16 protein-coding genes and 1 pseudogene are annotated in these 16767 nt (G+C 59.4%); 13 read left to right on the top strand and 4 right to left on the bottom strand.

Going from position 1 to position 16767, the window contains the following annotated elements; translation table 11 throughout:
- Positions 1-34: 34 nt before the first annotated feature.
- Positions 35-1642: an L-aspartate oxidase gene (gene nadB, locus ACTG1P_RS17700; RefSeq protein ID WP_440001833.1), complete on the bottom strand. Its 1608-nt coding sequence runs from the start codon at positions 1640-1642 to the stop codon at positions 35-37.
- Positions 1643-1824: 182 nt separating this feature from the next.
- Here nadB and rpoE point away from each other — a divergent pair, with 182 nt between their 5' ends.
- The 11 genes and pseudogenes from rpoE to cysQ all read left to right on the top strand — a co-directional run bounded on the left by rpoE (position 1825) and on the right by cysQ (position 11479).
- Positions 1825-2406, top strand: coding sequence for an RNA polymerase sigma factor RpoE (gene rpoE / locus ACTG1P_RS17705; protein WP_005335411.1), 582 nt, complete (start codon positions 1825-1827; stop codon positions 2404-2406).
- 22 nt (positions 2407-2428) lie between these two features.
- The gene (locus ACTG1P_RS17710; protein WP_440001834.1) at positions 2429-3031 is read left to right on the top strand and encodes an RseA family anti-sigma factor; all 603 of its coding nucleotides are present in this window, start codon (positions 2429-2431) and stop codon (positions 3029-3031) included.
- A 21-nt stretch (positions 3032-3052) separates the two neighbouring features.
- A complete protein-coding gene (locus ACTG1P_RS17715) occupies positions 3053-4033 on the top strand; it encodes a MucB/RseB C-terminal domain-containing protein (protein ID WP_005335407.1) in 981 nt (326 codons plus the stop codon).
- A gap of 93 nt (positions 4034-4126) precedes the next feature.
- Positions 4127-4588, top strand: coding sequence for a SoxR reducing system RseC family protein (locus ACTG1P_RS17720; protein ID WP_201972855.1), 462 nt, complete (start codon positions 4127-4129; stop codon positions 4586-4588).
- 116 nt (positions 4589-4704) lie between these two features.
- Positions 4705-6498 carry a translation elongation factor 4 gene (gene lepA / locus ACTG1P_RS17725; RefSeq protein ID WP_005335396.1) on the top strand — a complete coding sequence of 598 codons (1794 nt, stop codon included), beginning with the start codon at positions 4705-4707 and terminating at the stop codon, positions 6496-6498.
- Between the two features lie 3 nt (positions 6499-6501).
- Positions 6502-7424, top strand: a pseudogene (lepB, locus tag ACTG1P_RS17730) (signal peptidase I).
- Positions 7425-8096: a ribonuclease III gene (gene rnc, locus ACTG1P_RS17735; protein ID WP_005335394.1), complete on the top strand. Its 672-nt coding sequence runs from the start codon at positions 7425-7427 to the stop codon at positions 8094-8096.
- Positions 8093-8992 carry a GTPase Era gene (era, locus tag ACTG1P_RS17740; protein WP_005335393.1) on the top strand — a complete coding sequence of 300 codons (900 nt, stop codon included), beginning with the start codon at positions 8093-8095 and terminating at the stop codon, positions 8990-8992. Before rnc ends, era begins: the two co-directional genes overlap by 4 nt.
- The gene (gene recO, locus ACTG1P_RS17745; protein WP_005335391.1) at positions 8993-9703 is read left to right on the top strand and encodes a DNA repair protein RecO; all 711 of its coding nucleotides are present in this window, start codon (positions 8993-8995) and stop codon (positions 9701-9703) included. It abuts the gene before it with no gap.
- Between the two features lie 84 nt (positions 9704-9787).
- Positions 9788-10525, top strand: a complete 738-nt coding sequence (gene pdxJ, locus ACTG1P_RS17750) for a pyridoxine 5'-phosphate synthase (protein ID WP_005340919.1) — start codon at positions 9788-9790, stop codon at positions 10523-10525.
- 186 nt (positions 10526-10711) lie between these two features.
- The gene (cysQ, locus tag ACTG1P_RS17755; protein WP_440001835.1) at positions 10712-11479 is read left to right on the top strand and encodes a 3'(2'),5'-bisphosphate nucleotidase CysQ; all 768 of its coding nucleotides are present in this window, start codon (positions 10712-10714) and stop codon (positions 11477-11479) included.
- Between the two features lie 87 nt (positions 11480-11566).
- On the opposite strand, the gene ACTG1P_RS17760 is transcribed toward cysQ, so the two are convergent.
- The 3 genes from ACTG1P_RS17760 to ACTG1P_RS17770 all read right to left on the bottom strand — a co-directional run bounded on the left by ACTG1P_RS17760 (position 11567) and on the right by ACTG1P_RS17770 (position 14053).
- Complete coding sequence (locus ACTG1P_RS17760) at positions 11567-11863, bottom strand: YciI family protein (protein ID WP_440001836.1); 297 nt, start codon at positions 11861-11863, stop codon at positions 11567-11569.
- 24 nt (positions 11864-11887) lie between these two features.
- A complete protein-coding gene (locus ACTG1P_RS17765; RefSeq protein WP_041210614.1) occupies positions 11888-12439 on the bottom strand; it encodes a septation protein A in 552 nt (183 codons plus the stop codon).
- A gap of 90 nt (positions 12440-12529) precedes the next feature.
- The gene (locus ACTG1P_RS17770) at positions 12530-14053 is read right to left on the bottom strand and encodes an aminotransferase class V-fold PLP-dependent enzyme (RefSeq protein WP_440001837.1); all 1524 of its coding nucleotides are present in this window, start codon (positions 14051-14053) and stop codon (positions 12530-12532) included.
- Between the two features lie 175 nt (positions 14054-14228).
- On the opposite strand from ACTG1P_RS17770, the gene trhA reads away from it, so the two are divergent.
- Positions 14229-14864: a PAQR family membrane homeostasis protein TrhA gene (trhA, locus tag ACTG1P_RS17775; protein ID WP_005335337.1), complete on the top strand. Its 636-nt coding sequence runs from the start codon at positions 14229-14231 to the stop codon at positions 14862-14864.
- 127 nt (positions 14865-14991) lie between these two features.
- Positions 14992-16653, top strand: a complete 1662-nt coding sequence (locus tag ACTG1P_RS17780; protein ID WP_064339525.1) for a putative transporter — start codon at positions 14992-14994, stop codon at positions 16651-16653.
- The last annotated feature ends 114 nt before the right edge of the window (positions 16654-16767 follow it).

The raw sequence follows: 16767 nt of genomic DNA on the forward strand, positions 1-16767 counted from the left end.
CACTGATTGCTGCAACGCTTTGCGGGAAGGGGGATTAATCCCGCTCCGGGGTCAGCACAGTCGGCTTGGAGTCCGGCAGCATATTCGGATAATCCAGGTTGTAGTGCAGGCCGCGAGACTCCTTGCGCTGCAGGGCGCAGTTGACGATAAGCTCGGCCACCTGCAGCAGGTTGCGCAGCTCCAGCAGGTTGTTGGAGACGCGGAAGTTGGCGTAGTACTCCTGCACCTCCTGCTTGAGCAGGTCGATGCGGCGCTTGGCGCGGGCCAGGCGTTTGTTGGTTCGCACTATCCCCACGTAGTCCCACATCATCAGCCGCAGCTCGTGCCAGTTGTGCTGGATCACCACCAGTTCGTCGGAATCTTCCACCTTGCTCTCGTCCCACACCGGCAGGCGCGGCGGCTCCACACTCATCGGCAGCTTGGCCAGAATGTCGGCCCCTGCCTGATGGGCATAGACCACGCATTCCAGCAGGGAGTTGGAGGCCATGCGGTTGGCGCCGTGCAGACCGGTGTAGGTCACTTCACCGATGGCGTAGAGGCCGGGGATATCGGTCTGGCCGTTGTTATCGATCATCACGCCGCCACAGGTGTAGTGGGCGGCTGGCACGATGGGCATCGGCTCCTTGGTGATATCGATGCCGACCGCGAGGCAACGCTCATAAATGGTCGGGAAGTGCTTGATGATGAAATCGGCCTGTTTGTGGCTGATGTCCAGATACATGCAATCCGCCCCGAGCCGCTTCATCTCGTGGTCGATGGCGCGGGCGACGATATCCCGCGGTGCCAGCTCGGCCCGCTCGTCAAACTCCGGCATAAAGCGGCTGCCGTCCGGGCGGCGCAGATAGGCCCCCTCGCCACGCAGGGCTTCGGTCAGCAGGAAGTTGGGATCATCGGGGTGGAACAGGCTGGTGGGGTGGAACTGGTTGAATTCCAGGTTTGCCACCCGGCAGCCAGCCCGCCATGCCATGGCGATGCCATCGCCAGAGCTCACATCCGGGTTGGAGGTGTACTGGTAGACCTTGGAGGCGCCACCGGTGGCCAGCGCCACGAAACGGGCACGGATCACCTCGACCTGCTCGGCGTTGCGGTTCCAGACGTAGGCCCCCAGCACTTTGTTGCCCGGCAGGTTGAGCTTGCGGGTGGTGATGAGGTCGACCGCGTTGAAGCGCTCCATCAGCTGGATATTGGGGTGAGCGCGCACCTGATCGATCAGGGTGAGCTGCACCGCCTTACCGGTGGCATCCGCCGCGTGGAAGATGCGGCGATGGCTGTGGCCCCCTTCCCGGGTGAGGTGGTACTGGGACTCGCCGTCGGCGTTCTCCTCCTGATCGAAGGGGACCCCTTGCTGAATGAGCCACTGGATGGACTCGCGGGCGTGGCGAGCGGTGAACTCCACCACTGCCGGGTCACACAACCCGGCGCCCGCGTTGAGCGTATCGCTCACGTGGGATTCGATGCTGTCGGTTTCGTCGAAAACGGCAGCGATGCCTCCTTGCGCATAGAAAGTGGCCCCTTCACTGATGGGCCCCTTGCTCAGAACCAGGACTTTGGCGTGGTCTGCCAATCGCAACGCGAGGGACAAACCAGCGGCACCGCTGCCAATGATCAGTACATCGCAAAGGTATTCAACACTTGCTTTCATAAGTATCATTGGCCTGGATTAAGAACTGGCACCATGGTAGCCCAAGCGAGGGCGAGGATGCAGCTTGCATCACATTTTTTTCAATTGAAGCGAACTTTCTCTGATTCTCCCTGTCTGAACTTGTGCGCTTAGGAAGGGCCGGAAAAGAAGAACGATAACCTGATGGGGGTTTTACGGCTCTGATGAGCGACCAGAATCTACTGGACGAACAGCTGGTTGAACGGGTCCAGCGCGGCGACAAAGCAGCTTTCAACCTGTTGGTAAAAAAATACCAGCATAAGGTGGTCAACCTGGTTGCCAGGTATGTCAACAATCCCGGTGATGTGCCCGATGTGGCGCAAGAGGCCTTTATAAAAGCCTACCGTGCATTGCCGACATTCCGTGGCGAAAGTGCTTTTTACACCTGGTTGTACCGAATTGCCGTGAACACGGCGAAGAATTATCTCACCTCCCAGGGGCGCAGGCCGCCCAGCAGTGATGTGGAGGCTGACGAAGCGGAGTCTTATGGTGGTGGTGAAGCCTTGCAAGAGGTCTCAACCCCCGAAAACCTGGCGCTGACTGACGAGATCAAACGCACAGTGTTTTCAGCCATAGAGGCATTGCCTGAAGACCTGAGGACAGCTATCACCCTTCGCGAACTGGAAGGGCTGAGTTACGAAGAGATTGCCGAAATCATGGATTGTCCGGTGGGTACGGTGAGATCCCGTATCTTCCGGGCGAGGGAAGCAATCGATAAAAAGCTGCAACCTCTGATCGAGAATTAACTGGGGAAAGACGGGTTAACTTATGGCAAATAAAGAGCAAATCTCTGCCCTGATGGATGGTGACCTGAGTGACGCAGAGGTACTGAACGAGCTGGAGATGTACTCCGACTTGCAAGATACCTGGGGTCGTTACCACCTGATCGGCGATGCCATGCGGGGTGACCTGCCGGTCAATCTGCAACTGGATCTCAGTGACAGCATCATGGCTGCGCTGGAGGATGAGCCCACCATACTGGCACCCAAGCCGGTCGAGACGGCTCCCGTGCTGCAACCAGCCGTTGCGCCGGTCAAGACTGATTCCAATGTGGTTCCGTTGTTCCGCCGTGTTGGTCAGCAGCTGGGTCAATATGCCATTGCTGCATCTGTGGCCGCTGCCGTGATCTTCGGGGTGCAGCAGTATCAGGGACCGGATGGCGTTCCGGCCAATCCGGTTCTCAATACCATTCCAATCGGTGGCAGTGCTGCACCTGTGAGTGTTCACTATCCGCAACAGGACGGTGCCCGCGCCCGTCAGCAGGGGCTGACCGAACAGCAGATGCAGGAGCAGCGGGAGCGGATCAATGCCTTCCTGCGTGACCACCAGTTGCAGCAGCGCCTGTTGCAAGACAGACAGATCCAACAATAACGAATTGTCAGGGATACAAACGTGCGCCAGTCCAGCCGTATTTTGCTGGCCTCTCTCCTGCTGATTAGTGCCAAGGCCTCGGCCGACGATAAGTCGGCCGAGGCCTTGTTGCAGCAGATGCAGAGTGCCGTGCAGCAACAGAATTTCGAGTTGTCCATGGTCAAGGCCCGTCAGGGGCGTCTTGAACCGATCCGGATCAGCCATGCCGTGATCAACGGCAAGGAAGTGGCCCACCTCAGTTACCTCGATGGCAAGGCGATCGAGTATCTCCAGCGTCAGAACGAATACACCTTCTTTGAAAACAGCCACGATCCCTACACCCTGAAGGATGCCCGCTTCCCCGGCATCTGGTCGACCCTGGTGAAGATGCCGCTGGCACAGGTGCTGGAGAGCTATGATCCTGTGCTGGCCGGCCGCAGCCGGGTTGCCGGTGTGGTGGCGCAGGTGGTAAGGCTGGTGCCTAAAGAGGCCGACAAATATGGTTTCGTGCTCTGGATTGATGAGCAGAGCCACTTGCTGCTGCGGATCGACATGGTCGAGCGGGAAGGCAATCTAGTGGAGCAGGTGCTCGGTGTCGAGCTGGATCTGCAGAGCAAACCGGCCCCCTGGCTGGTGAAGCTGGCCAACAGCAAGCAGCCTCCGGCGCTGGCGCTGGAGGATGCCTATCCAGCGCCGCAACAGCAGTTGAACTGGCAGATCACCTGGTTGCCCGATGGCTTTAAGGTGCTGTCGCAAGACCGGCACCAGCTGGTGACCACTAGTATGCCGGTGGATTACATGATGCTCTCCGACGGGCTGGTGGATCTCTCGGTCTATGTCTCCCGGGTGGATCCCAAGCAGGCGGTGCGCCAGCAGCTGATCCGCCAGGGGGCGACCTCGCTGGTGAGCTATGTCAACGAGGTGGGGGTCGAGATCACCGTGGTCGGCGAGGTGCCTGCCGAAACCGCCAAGCGCATAGCCGAGTCGGTCCAGCCGCTGGCCCGCAACGAAGCGGTGCAGTAACGGGGGATGCGGGGTTGTCCCCCGCTTGCCGAGCGTGGCGAGTCGTGGTCAGATCCCCTGATTGTGTGAACCCGAGGTGTTGCCGTGAATGAGATGAGTGAAGAGCTGGCGACCGTGGTGGCCATTGAGGGTGACCATGCCTGGGTGGAGTGCGAGCGTCGCTCCGCCTGCAGCGGTTGTCAGCAGCAATCCAACTGCGGTACCGGCACCGTGGCCAAGGCGTTTCCCCTGAAAGCCCCCCGCTTGCGGGTCAGGCTGACCGCCGAGGTGCGGGTTGGCCAGCAAGTGAGGCTCGGTATCCCGCAGGAGAGTCTGCTGCGCGGGGCTACGCTGGTCTATGTGTTGCCGCTGTTTTGTCTGTTGGCCGGCGCCTTGCTGGGGCAGCTCTGGCTGGCACCGCTGCTCTCGGGCGGGGAGGGAATTACCATTCTCTGCTGCCTGCTGGGGGGCGTGCTGGGCTTTTTACTGGTTCGTTACTTTTCCAACCGCCTGGATCAGGGGCGCTACGGCCCGCAGATGCTCGGCGTGGTAGTCCCTGTCCGCATCCTCCCCTGACTGAACAGGCGCTATTTCACTGGCGCTGGCGACTAAAGAATGGCCGTCAGCCGGGTTATCCAGTAAAATCGCGCCTCCATAACTGACCTTAACTAATTTTGAGTGACTCTTGCTCGATGAAACACATTCGTAACTTTTCGATTATTGCGCACATCGACCACGGTAAATCGACCCTGTCGGACCGTCTGATCCAGACTTGCGGTGGCTTGTCCGACCGCGAGATGCAGGCTCAGGTGCTTGACTCCATGGATCTGGAGCGCGAGCGCGGCATTACCATCAAAGCACAGAGTGTGACCCTGAACTACCAGGCACAAGACGGTAACACCTACCAGCTGAACTTTATCGACACCCCGGGCCACGTGGATTTCTCCTACGAGGTCTCCCGCTCTTTGGCGGCCTGTGAAGGGGCGCTGCTGGTGGTGGATGCCGGCCAGGGGGTTGAGGCACAGACTCTGGCCAACTGCTATACCGCCATGGAAATGGATCTGGAAGTGGTGCCGGTGCTGAACAAGATTGACCTGCCGGCCGCAGAACCCGAGCGGGTTGCCGAGGAGATCGAAGACATCGTCGGTATCGACGCGGTTGATGCGGTGCGCTGCTCCGCCAAGACCGGTCTGGGTGTTGATCTGGTGCTGGAAGAGATCGTCGCCAAGATCCCGGCGCCGGAAGGTGACCCGGATGCCCCGTTGCAGGCGCTGATCATCGACTCCTGGTTCGACTCCTATCTGGGGGTTGTCTCTTTGGTGCGGATCAAGAACGGTTCCCTGAAGAAGAACGACAAGATCAAGGTGATGAGCACCGGTCAGGTGTGGGGTGTCGATCGTATCGGTATCTTCACGCCCAAGCAGGTGGATACTCAGGGTCTGGGTTGCGGCGAGGTAGGTTGGGTTGTCTGCGGTATCAAGGACATCCACGGCGCGCCGGTGGGCGATACCCTGACTCAGGCCAAGAACGGTGCCGACAAGGCGCTGGCTGGCTTCAAGAAGGTGAAGCCGCAGGTTTATGCGGGTCTGTTCCCCATCTCCAGCGATGACTACGAGTCGTTCCGTGATGCCCTCGACAAGCTCTCCCTGAACGATGCCTCCCTGTTCTTCGAACCGGAGAGCTCCACTGCGCTGGGCTTCGGCTTCCGTTGTGGCTTCCTCGGCATGCTGCACATGGAGATCATTCAGGAGCGTCTGGAGCGTGAATACGATCTGGATCTGATCACCACGGCGCCGACCGTAGTGTACGAGATCGAGCTGACCGACGGTTCTACCATCCACATCGACAGCCCGGCCCAGATGCCTGCCATCACCAGCATCAAGGAGATGCGCGAGCCGATCGCCGAGTGTCATATCCTGTTGCCGCAGGAGTACATGGGCAACGTCATCACCCTCTGTATCGAAAAGCGTGGCGTGCAGACCAACATGGTCTACCACGGCAAGCAGGTGGCGCTGACCTATGAAATCCCGATGGCGGAAGTGGTGCTCGACTTCTTCGACCGTCTGAAGTCCACCAGTCGCGGTTACGCCTCGCTGGACTACGGCTTCAAGCGCTTCGAAACCTCCGACATGGTCCGTCTGGACATTATGATCAACGGTGAGCGAGTCGATGCCCTGGCCATCATCACCCACAAAGACAACGCCCAGTATCGCGGTCGTCAGGTGGTGGAGAAGATGCGTGAGCTGATCCCGCGCCAGATGTTCGATATCGCCATTCAGGCGGCCATCGGCAACCAGATCATCGCACGCAGCACCGTCAAGGCACTGCGTAAAGACGTAACCGCCAAGTGCTACGGTGGTGACGTGAGTCGTAAGAAGAAACTGCTGAACAAGCAGAAAGAAGGTAAGAAGCGGATGAAGTCCCTCGGCCGTGTCGACGTGCCGCAGGAAGCCTTCCTCGCGATTCTCCACGTCGGAAAGGATTAATAGATGGCAAGCACGTTTTCCCTGATCCTGGTGGTGGTCTGCGCGATCACCGGTGTTATCTGGTGTCTGGACAAGATGATTTGGTCCAAGCAGCGCGCCGCCAAGATTGCCGTGGCTCGTGCCCATGGCGGTGCCCACCTGGATGAGAAGACCCTGGCCAGGTCGCCCCCGTGCCGGTCTGGATTGAGCAGACCGCCGGGGTCTTCCCGGTCATAACCTTTGTGCTGATCCTGCGTTCGTTCATTTTTGAACCGTTCCAGATCCCGTCAGGTTCCATGATGCCCACCCTGCTGGTGGGCGACTTCATCCTGGTGGAAAAATTTGCCTATGGTCTGCGGGACCCGGTGACCAACACCAAGTTCCTCGAGACTGGCGAGCCCAAACGTGGCGACGTGGTGGTGTTCAAGTATCCCCTTGAACCGCGCGTTGACTACATCAAGCGGGTGGTCGGCATGCCGGGTGATCGGGTCATCTATCGCAACAAGGAGCTGATGATCCGGCCCAAGTGCGAAGAGCAGGAAGGGAAAACGTGCCCGGGCTTCAAGAAGCTCGACGTCAAGTTTGAACAAAGAGGCGAATTTACCCAGATGGGGATCCCCCTTGACCGCTATACCGAGCAGTTGGGTGATGTCTCCCACGAGACCCTGCGCAATCCGCTGATGCCCGACATGGTTGGCCGTTACTATCGCCAGCCCGGCACCTACCCCGACGAGTGGGTGGTACCGGAAGGCCAGTATTTCGTGATGGGCGACAACCGCGACAACAGCACCGACAGCCGCTTCTGGGGCTTTGTGCCCGAGCAGAATCTGGTCGGCAAGGCGGTCGCTATCTGGATAAGTTTTGAATTCGAGCGCGAAGAAGGCTCCCTGCTGCCAAGTTGGGTACCGACAGGTGTGCGCTTCAACCGCATTGGCGGAATCAAGTAAATGAATATCAAGATGAACAGACTGCAGTCCCGTCTCGGGCATGTCTTTGCGGATCTGGAACTGCTGACCCGCGCGCTGACTCACCGCAGCGCCGGTTCCCGTCACAATGAGCGACTGGAATTTCTGGGTGACTCCATTTTGAGTCTGGTGATTGCCGACGATCTCTTCCACCGCTTCCCGCAAGCGGCGGAAGGGGATCTCAGCCGGATGCGCGCCACCCTGGTGCGCGAGAAGACCCTGGCCGAACTGGGCCGGGAGTTCGACCTCGGGGATCACTTGATCCTCGGTCCCGGCGAACTCAAGAGCGGCGGTTTTCGCCGCGAATCCATTCTGGCAGACACGGTCGAGGCGGTGATCGGTGCCGTCTATCTGGATACCAATCTTGAGACGGTGCGGACACTGCTGCTGAGCTGGTACGCCAGCCGCCTGGAAGAGATCAAGCCTGGCATCGAGCAGAAAGATCCCAAGACCCGTCTGCAAGAAATTTTGCAGGGAAGCCGCAAATCCCTGCCGACCTACACCGTGACCAACGTCAAGGGCGAGGCCCACAACCAGGAGTTCACCGTCCAGTGTGACGTGGAAGGTCTGGATGGTCCCCTCGTCGGGGTCGGCACCAGCCGTCGCAAGGCCGAACAGGCCGCGGCGCAGCAAGCATTGGAAAAACTGTCATGACAGATACCACCTACTGCGGCTTTGTCGCCATCGTGGGCCGCCCGAATGTGGGCAAGTCCACCCTGCTCAACAAGCTGCTTGGCCAGAAGGTCAGCATTACCTCGAAGAAGCCCCAGACCACCCGTCACCGGATTTTGGGGATCGACACCGAGGATAACTACCAGACCATCTATGTAGATACCCCGGGTCTGCACATTGAAGAGAAACGGGCCATCAACCGCCTGATGAACCGTGCTGCCACCAGTTCGCTGGGTGATGTGGCCATGGTGGTGTTCATGGTCGACGGTACCCACTGGACCAAAGACGACGAGATGGTGCTGGGCAAGCTGCGCAATCTCAAGTGCCCGGTGGTGTTGGCGGTCAACAAGATCGACAACGTCAAAGAGAAAGAAGATCTGCTTCCCCACCTCGAGTGGCTGGGCCAACAGATGAACTTCGCCCATATTCTGCCCATCAGTGCCGAAAAGGGCACTAACGTGGAGAAGATCCGCGAGTGGGCCAAGGATCTGCTGCCGGAAAACGTCCATTTCTTCCCGGAAGATTACGTGACCGACCGCTCCTCCCGCTTTATGGCCTCCGAAATCATCCGCGAGAAGCTGATGCGCTTTACCGGTGAGGAGCTGCCCTACTCGGTGACGGTGGAGATCGAGCGCTTCAAGGTGGAAGAGAACGGCCTCTACCACATCCACGGCCTCATTCTGGTCGAGCGCGATGGCCAGAAGAAGATGGTCATCGGTAACAAAGGCGAGAAGATCAAGACCATCGGCACCGAAGCGCGCCTCGATATGGAGCGGCTGTTCCAGAACAAGGTGCACCTCGAGCTGTGGGTCAAGGTCAAGTCGGGCTGGGCTGATGATGAGCGCGCCCTGCGCAGCCTCGGGTATGGCGACGACTGATTGCTGACCCCGGCTTTCGTCATCCACAGTCGGCCCTATCGGGAGACCAGCCAGCTGGTCGAGGTCTTCACCCAGGATAGTGGCCGATTTACTCTGGTGGCTCGCGGTTCTCGCGGGCCACGCTCCCCTCTCAAGGGGCTGCTGCAACCCTTTACCCTGCTCACCATCGCCTGGCGCGGCAAGGGTGATCTCAAGAACCTCACCCAGGTCGAATGCCCGGATCACTCCCTGCGTCTCGGCGGCGATCGCCTCTTCTACGGCCTCTATCTCAACGAGCTGGTTTACTACCTGCTGGAAGCCCACACCCCGTTCCCTGAAGTGTTCGATGCCTATGCCCGTGCCATCATGGCGCTGGCCGACGGCGAGACGCCGGAGCTGCCGCTGCGCCGCTTCGAGTTCCTGCTGCTGCAGGCGCTTGGCTATGCGGTGGATTTCGAATACACGGCGGACGACGAGTCGCCCATCGAGCCGACCTTGCTCTATGGCTTCGAGCGTGAATTGGGCTTTGTTGCTTGCGAGCGGGCGCCGGATCCCCGTACCCTGTTTCTCGGTGCCCACCTGCTCGCCTTTGCCGAGGGACGTTTCGATACCCCTCCCTTGCTGCAGGCGGCCAAACGTTTCAGTCGATTGGCACTGCAACCCTATCTGGGCAAGCGTCAGCTAAAGAGTCGGGAGCTGTTTTTAAAACGCAAAGCCAGTATGCAAGGCTGACACAGATTACAGACATACGGATATTGGCGCGGTGTGATTCGCTGACCGCGCAGTCAACAGATGAAGCCTTTCAAGGAGTTCTCAATGAGTGAAATCTATCTGGGTGTGAACATCGACCATATCGCCACCCTGCGCAACGCCCGGGGCACCCAGTATCCGGATCCGGTACAGGCCGCCTTCGTGGCCGAACAGGCCGGGGCCGATGGCATTACCGTGCATCTGCGAGAAGATCGCCGCCACATCACCGACCGCGATGTGGAGATCCTGCGTCAGACTATCCAGACCAGAATGAATCTGGAAATGGCGGTGACCGAAGAGATGATCGGTATCGCCTGCCGCATCAAGCCCCATTTCGTCTGTCTGGTGCCGGAGAAGCGCACCGAGGTGACCACCGAGGGCGGTCTGGATGTGGCCGGTCAGCTGGCCAAGGTGACTGATGCCGTTGCCCGTCTCTCCGCGGTGGGGGCGCAGGTTTCGCTCTTTATCGATGCCGATCCCATTCAGATCGATGCGGCTGCCGAGAGCGGTGCTCCCTTTATCGAGATCCATACCGGTCGTTACGCCGATGCCACCACAGATGCCGAGCGTAACGCCGAGTTCAAGCGCATCGCCGCCGGTGCCTCCTATGCAGCTGGCAAGGGGCTCAAGGTCAATGCCGGTCACGGCCTGCACTACCACAACGTCAAGGCCATCGCCGCCATCCCCGAGCTCTATGAGCTCAACATCGGCCACGCCATTATTGGTCGCGCCGCCTTCGACGGCTTGGCCAAGGCCGTGAGCGATATGCGCCTGCTGATGCAGGAAGCCCGTCAGGGGATCTGACCCACCAGACAGGCGGCCTGATGCAGGCAGCTAAAATAACAAGGGACGCCACGGCGTCCTTTGTTATTTTTGGCCCTGTTCAAGCGATGGCGACTCCCGCGCCGTAATAACCCAGCACAATCGGCTATAAGCAGTTGATGTCAAAAGGGTTACACTGGTCGACCCTGTGAGTTGGACGAGATTGTTATGGATCACCCCCTGTACCACCCCGATATCACCGAACTTGAACCTGTCGCCCGCGCTGCGGGGGCGGCCATCATGGCCATCTACAGCCAGCCTTTCGCGGTGGAGTACAAGAGCGATGAGAGCCCGCTGACCGCGGCCGACAAGGGGGCTCATGAGGTGATCGTTCAGGCGTTGGCACGGCTGACTCCCGACATCCCTGTATTGTCCGAGGAGTCGGGGCCAGAGGTGATGGCAGCGCGCCACGGCTGGTCACGCTACTGGCTGGTGGATCCCCTCGATGGCACCAAGGAGTTTGTCTCCCGCAACGGTGAGTTCACCGTCAATATCGCACTGATTGAAGAGGGGGGGCCGCGCTGGGGGCTGGTTTATGCGCCGGTGCTGGACACGCTCTGGTATGGCGGCAAAGGCGTAGGCGCCTGGCGCATCGCTGGTGGCAAGCGCGAGTCCATCCAGACCAGGCCTCATCGTGAAGGAGAGGCGTGGCGGGTGGTGGGCAGTCGCAACCACCTGTCGCAGGAGACCCTCGATTTCTTGGCACCTTTTGGCGACATCGAACTGGTCTCCATGGGCAGTTCGCTGAAGTTCTGCATCATCGCCGAGGGGGACGCCGAGCTCTATCCGCGCCTCGCACCCACCTGCGAGTGGGATACCGGCGCTGCGCAGGCGGTGCTGGAGGGGGCGGGGGGCAGCGTCACCCAACTCGATGGTTCACCGCTGCGCTATAACAAGCCAGATATCCTCAACCCCTGGTTTGTCGCCAGGGCGTGACCTTGCCAGTACGCTTCGCATCGCCCAATAAAAAGAGGCCGGAGCGGGTTGCATACCCACTCCGGCCTCTTTGTATTTGACGCAGTTTTAAAAGACTTTCTTGAACGGTTTGATGGTCACTTTGGCATAGATGCCAGCTGTCACATAGGGATCGGCATCGGCCCAGGCCTGGGCGTCCGCTTGTGAGGCAAACTCGGCGATGACAGTGCTGCCGGTAAAGCCGGCATCGGCCGGATCCTCGGCATCGATGGCAGGATTAGGACCGGCGGTCAGCAGGCGACCTTCATCCTGCAGGGCTTGCAGGCGAGCCAGATGGGCGGGGCGAACCTGCTTGCGCAGCGGCAGGCTGCCCTGAACATCTTCGGAGTAGATGAGATACCACATGAGACAATCCTTTTCTGATGAGGGTTATTTTTTCAGCTGTTCTTTTTGATCAGCCGGAATATGGCGGTAGAGGTAGACACCGCTGAGCAGGGTAAAGACCAGCGTCATCCCCAGCAGGCCGAACACCTTGAAGTTAACCCACATCTCCTGCGGCAGGTTGAAGGCCACATAGAGATTGAGCAGGCCGCAGACGGCAAAGAAACCGGCCCAGCCGAGGTTGACCCGATCCCAGATGGCGTCGGGCGCCTGAAGCTCCTTGGCCAGCATCTGCTTGATCAGGTTTTTGCCAAAGCCGTAGCGGCTGATGAGCAGACCCAGCGCAAACAGGGCGTTGATGACGGTCACTTTCCACTTGATGAAGGTGTCATCGTGGAAGAACACGGTGAGACCGCCAAAGAAGCCGACCAGCAGGAAAGTAAATAGCTGCATCTTCTCGACCTTGCGATAGCGGATCCAGCTATAGGCGAGCTGCAGACCGGTGACCACCACCAGGGCGCCAGTGGCCATGTAGATGTCGTAGAACTTGTAGACAGCAAAGAAAACGATAAGTGGAATAAATTCAATAAATTGCTTCATTTCTGACGCCTAGTCCTCAAAGATGGCCTGCAAATTTTGCCCAGTCTACCTGCACGGTGGACAACGGCAAATGAATAAGACCGCTCATTTTTACGCCGGTTCCGCGCTGTCGCCAAACAGTTGGCGAGCAATGGTGAGCCCCAGTCGCTGCTGATCGGCCAGCAGGTCGCGGATATGGCGCTCTTCAATCAGGGGGTTGAGCAGCACGGCGCGCAGCAGGGTGAGGGGTTGGGCACCGTAGCGCACCACGGCGCGCTGGGTACGGGAGACGAAGCTGTGCCCCTCGGCGCGCTGGGCTTTTTGCAGCGCCACGTTGAAGGCGTTGACCTGCTCGTTGGCGGCTTCATCCAGCACCTTGCCCTGCAGATGGGGCGGGATGCAGCGATAGGAGAGCAGGTTCATCACCGGAGCAGACATCAGCTCGAAGGCCGGATTACTGGTGATGAGCTCGGCCATCAGTCGGGCCCGGTCGTAGTTGGCCTCGATGAGGTCGGCATAGCCTTGTTGGCCGAACAGCTGGAAGGCGGCATCCAGATAGAGGGCATTGGCCGGGCGGGTGCCCTCCAAGGTAAAGCGGCCCTGATCAAACGAGGTGGCACGAATGGCGTAAGGCGCCTCCCGTTTGACCGCCATCATCAGGTCGGGCTGGCGGCAGAGCAGCATGCCGGTACCTAGCGGCACCAGCAGCTGTTTGTGGCCATCCAGAGTGACGGTATCGGCGTGTTCGATCCCGGCCAGCAGGTTTTGATAGCGGGGGGAGAAGAGGGTCGGGCCACCCCAGGCGGCATCAACGTGGAAGTGGATCTGCTCGCGCTCGGCGATGGCGGCCAGCTCCGGCAGGGGGTCGATAGAGCCAAAGTCGGTGCTGCCCGCCACGCCGACCAGCGCCAGCACCTTCAATTTCTGCTCTTTGCACTGGAGCAGCGCCTGTTCCAGCGCAGCCAGACTGAGCCGGTTCTGCTCGTCGGTCTCGAGGCGCCAGACGCTGCGGGCGCCCAGCCCCAGCAGATCCATCCCCTTGTCGAAGGAGTAGTGCATCAGCCGTGAACCAAGAATGACGGCGCCGCGATAGCCCTGCTCATAGAGGGCGAACAGGTTGTCGCCGCAGGCGCGGTTGCGGGCGAGCCAGAGGGCGGTGACGTTGGCGATGGTGCCGCCGCTGGTCATGACGCCGAGGGAGGCATCCTTGGCATGCATCTGTTCGCCGTAGAAGGCATCGTCCATGCCGTAGATGAGGCGGTGCAGCTTGGCCAGCACCTCCCGCTCCAGAAAGCTGAGCAGGCGTGAGGACTCCATCTTCATCGGATTCTGGTTGAGCATCACCACCAGACGGGAGAGCTCGGCAGTGAAGGCCGGCAATGGTGCCGTCATATGACCCATGTAGCGTGGCGAGGTGAGGTGAGAGGCGCCGGGTACCAGAGTAGCCAGCCGGGCGAGATAGGCTTCGGTCGAGCAGCCGCTGGCGGGCATGCGGGACTGGTCGAGCTGATGGGTGAACAGGTCGCGCTGGTAGGGGGCCTGACTGTCGTCGGAGTGGTGGAAGGTCTCCAGCAAGGTGCTCATCGCCTCGCCAAAGGCGGGATCCGCTTGTGCAAACAGCTCAGTCAACTTCATCAGGTTCTCCAGACCAGGTCACCGGGGTAGGTGTCTATGCCGCTTCTGTCGGGCATCGGCGGCAGAGCATACACCAAAGGGGGGCGGGTGACAGCCACCCCATTTTTTAAGCGAACACTTGTACTCTGAAATGGCGCTGGGTAGAGTGAGCCACAGTTATTGTGGAGTCGATGTTATGAGTGGTGTGATGGATTACTCCCCCCGGGAGGAGCTGGCAAACCGGCTGAGTCACGGTGCGGGATTGTTGCTGGGGATTGTCGGGCTGGTGTTGTTGCTCATCAAAGGATGGGGGCAGGGCACGCAGGCGCTGGTGAGTTACAGCCTTTATGGCGGCAGTCTGGTGCTGCTCTATCTCGCCTCGACCCTCTACCACAGCATGGCGGAAGGGCGGGCCAGACGCTGGTGCAAGGTGTTTGATCACTGTGCCATCTATCTGCTGATCGCCGGTACTTATACTCCGTTCCTGCTGGTTGCACTCGACACGCCGCTGGCGAAGGGGTTGATGGTGGTGATCTGGGCCCTGGCGCTGGCTGGCGTGGTGTTCAAGCTGGTATTTATCAACCGCTTCAAGAAGTTGTCGCTCTTTACCTACCTGATGTTGGGCTGGCTGTCGCTGGTGGTCATCTATCAGCTCTATATCCATCTGGCTGGTGAGGGGCTGCTGCTGCTCGGGCTTGGCGGCCTTATCTACAGCCTTGGGGTCATCTTCTATGTGGCCAAGCAGATCCCCTATAACCACGCCATCTGGCATCTCTTTGTGCTGGGTGGCAGCGTTTGTCACTTTATGGCCATTTACGGCTACGTCGCCTAACGTCTTGCAACTAGCCCTTAATTGGTATTTTTAGCGCGTAAAAGGATAAATTCGTGCGGTATCACACAGTTGACATCAGCGTTTGCTGACAAGCTAGGGCCAGTTCAATTCGCAAAGGATGCACGAAATGAGTGAAATCGCGCTTTCCATCAGCATGTTGTCGCTGGTGGCAGTGCTAGGGCTCTGGCTGGGAAACTGGCGAGTCTATGGCGTTGGGTTAGGGATCGGTGGGGTGCTGTTCGGCGGCATCATAGTGGGTCACTTTGCCGGAGTGTCAAATCTGGCGCTTGATGAGCAAACACTCCATTTTATTCAAGAATTTGGCCTGATCCTGTTTGTCTATACCATCGGTATCCAGGTCGGGCCCGGTTTCTTCTCGTCATTGCGCAGTTCGGGTCTCAAACTCAACGCCTTTGCCGCTCTGCTGGTCATCCTCGGCTGCGTGGTAGCCGCTGGCTTGCATCAATTTTTCGATGTGCCGTTGCCGGTCATTCTGGGGGTCTTCTCCGGAGCCGTCACCAATACGCCATCCCTCGGTGCGGGCCAGCAGATCTTGGCCGAGCTGGGCGCCGCGCCCGGTTCGACTGGCCTGATGGGGATGGGCTATGCGGTTGCTTATCCGTTCGGCATCTGTGGTATTTTGCTCACCATGTGGCTGGTTCGGGTCTTCTTTCGCATCAAGATCGACGATGAAGCCGCCCAGTTCGAGCTGCAAACCGGTAAAACCAAGGAGAGCTTGCAGACCATCAACATCGCGGTACGCAACCCCAACATGCACGGCCTGATGCTGAGCGAGATCCCGAGTCTCGACGAGTCCGATGTCATCTGTTCACGGCTCAAGCGTGGCGACGAGCTGATGGTGCCACGGCCGGAATCCCGTATCGAACTGGGTGACTTGCTGCATCTGGTGGGTGAGCGCCACGCGCTGCACAAGGTGTTGTTGGTGCTCGGGGAGGAGGTGGAGACGTCGCTCTCGACCCGTGGCACCGATCTGCGCGTCGAGCGGGTGGTGGTAACCAACGAGCAGGTTCTGGGCAAGAAGATCCGCGATCTTGATATCAAACAGCGTTATGACGTGGTGATCTCCCGTCTCAACCGCGCCGGTATCGAGCTGGTGCCGACCAGTCAGACCAGCCTGCAGTTTGGCGATATTCTCAATCTGGTGGGGCGCCTCGATGCCATCGAAGCGGTGACCAATGTAGTCGGCAACGTGCAGCAAAAGCTGCAACAGGTGCAGATGTTGCCGGTATTTATCGGGATTGGCCTTGGCGTATTGCTCGGCTCCATCCCCTTCTATCTGCCCGGTTTCCCGGCCGCCCTCAAATTGGGTCTGGCGGGTGGGCCGCTGGTGGTGGCGCTGATCCTGTCGCGGATCGGCAGCATCGGCAAGCTCTACTGGTTCATGCCCCCCAGTGCCAACCTGGCGCTGCGGGAGATCGGGATTGTGCTGTTTCTGGCAGTGGTCGGCTTCAAGTCGGGGGCCGGTTTCGTCGATACCCTGATCAACGGTGATGGCCCGGCCTGGATGCTCTACGGTATGGCGATCACCCTGATCCCGCTGCTGGTGGTCGGTGTGCTGGCGCGCCTCTACGGCAAGATGAACTATCTGACCCTGTGCGGCTTGCTGGCCGGCTCCATGACAGACCCTCCCGCGCTGGCCTTTGCCAACGCCATGCACCCGACCAGTGGCGCCAGTGCGCTCTCATACGCCACTGTCTACCCGCTGGTGATGTTCCTGCGGATCATCTCGCCACAGCTGCTGGCTATTATCCTCTGGGCGGGAGCCTAGGGTTCCTGACGGGAGCATGCCTTGTCATGCTCCCGTCATCATTCTGTAATTTATTGATAATTTTGGTTTTTGCCACTCTCGCAACCTCGTTTTACACACTTCTGTCTGGCTGAA

It is taken from the genome of Aeromonas sp. 11P, assembly GCF_051920165.1.
Classification (GTDB): Bacteria; Pseudomonadota; Gammaproteobacteria; order Enterobacterales; family Aeromonadaceae; genus Aeromonas; species Aeromonas veronii.

Coding starts and splice junctions, on each gene's coding strand:
- cysQ (WP_440001835.1), top strand. CDS start 10,712: ATGGATCACCCCCTGTACCACCCCGATATCACCGAACTTGAACCTGTC.
- ACTG1P_RS17710 (WP_440001834.1), top strand. CDS start 2,429: ATGGCAAATAAAGAGCAAATCTCTGCCCTGATGGATGGTGACCTGAGT.
- rpoE (WP_005335411.1), top strand. CDS start 1,825: ATGAGCGACCAGAATCTACTGGACGAACAGCTGGTTGAACGGGTCCAG.
- lepA (WP_005335396.1), top strand. CDS start 4,705: ATGAAACACATTCGTAACTTTTCGATTATTGCGCACATCGACCACGGT.
- ACTG1P_RS17780 (WP_064339525.1), top strand. CDS start 14,992: ATGAGTGAAATCGCGCTTTCCATCAGCATGTTGTCGCTGGTGGCAGTG.
- pdxJ (WP_005340919.1), top strand. CDS start 9,788: ATGAGTGAAATCTATCTGGGTGTGAACATCGACCATATCGCCACCCTG.
- trhA (WP_005335337.1), top strand. CDS start 14,229: ATGAGTGGTGTGATGGATTACTCCCCCCGGGAGGAGCTGGCAAACCGG.
- rnc (WP_005335394.1), top strand. CDS start 7,425: ATGAATATCAAGATGAACAGACTGCAGTCCCGTCTCGGGCATGTCTTT.
- ACTG1P_RS17765 (WP_041210614.1), bottom strand. CDS start 12,439: ATGAAGCAATTTATTGAATTTATTCCACTTATCGTTTTCTTTGCTGTC.
- ACTG1P_RS17720 (WP_201972855.1), top strand. CDS start 4,127: ATGAGTGAAGAGCTGGCGACCGTGGTGGCCATTGAGGGTGACCATGCC.
- ACTG1P_RS17770 (WP_440001837.1), bottom strand. CDS start 14,053: ATGAAGTTGACTGAGCTGTTTGCACAAGCGGATCCCGCCTTTGGCGAG.
- nadB (WP_440001833.1), bottom strand. CDS start 1,642: ATGAAAGCAAGTGTTGAATACCTTTGCGATGTACTGATCATTGGCAGC.
- era (WP_005335393.1), top strand. CDS start 8,093: ATGACAGATACCACCTACTGCGGCTTTGTCGCCATCGTGGGCCGCCCG.
- ACTG1P_RS17760 (WP_440001836.1), bottom strand. CDS start 11,863: ATGTGGTATCTCATCTACTCCGAAGATGTTCAGGGCAGCCTGCCGCTG.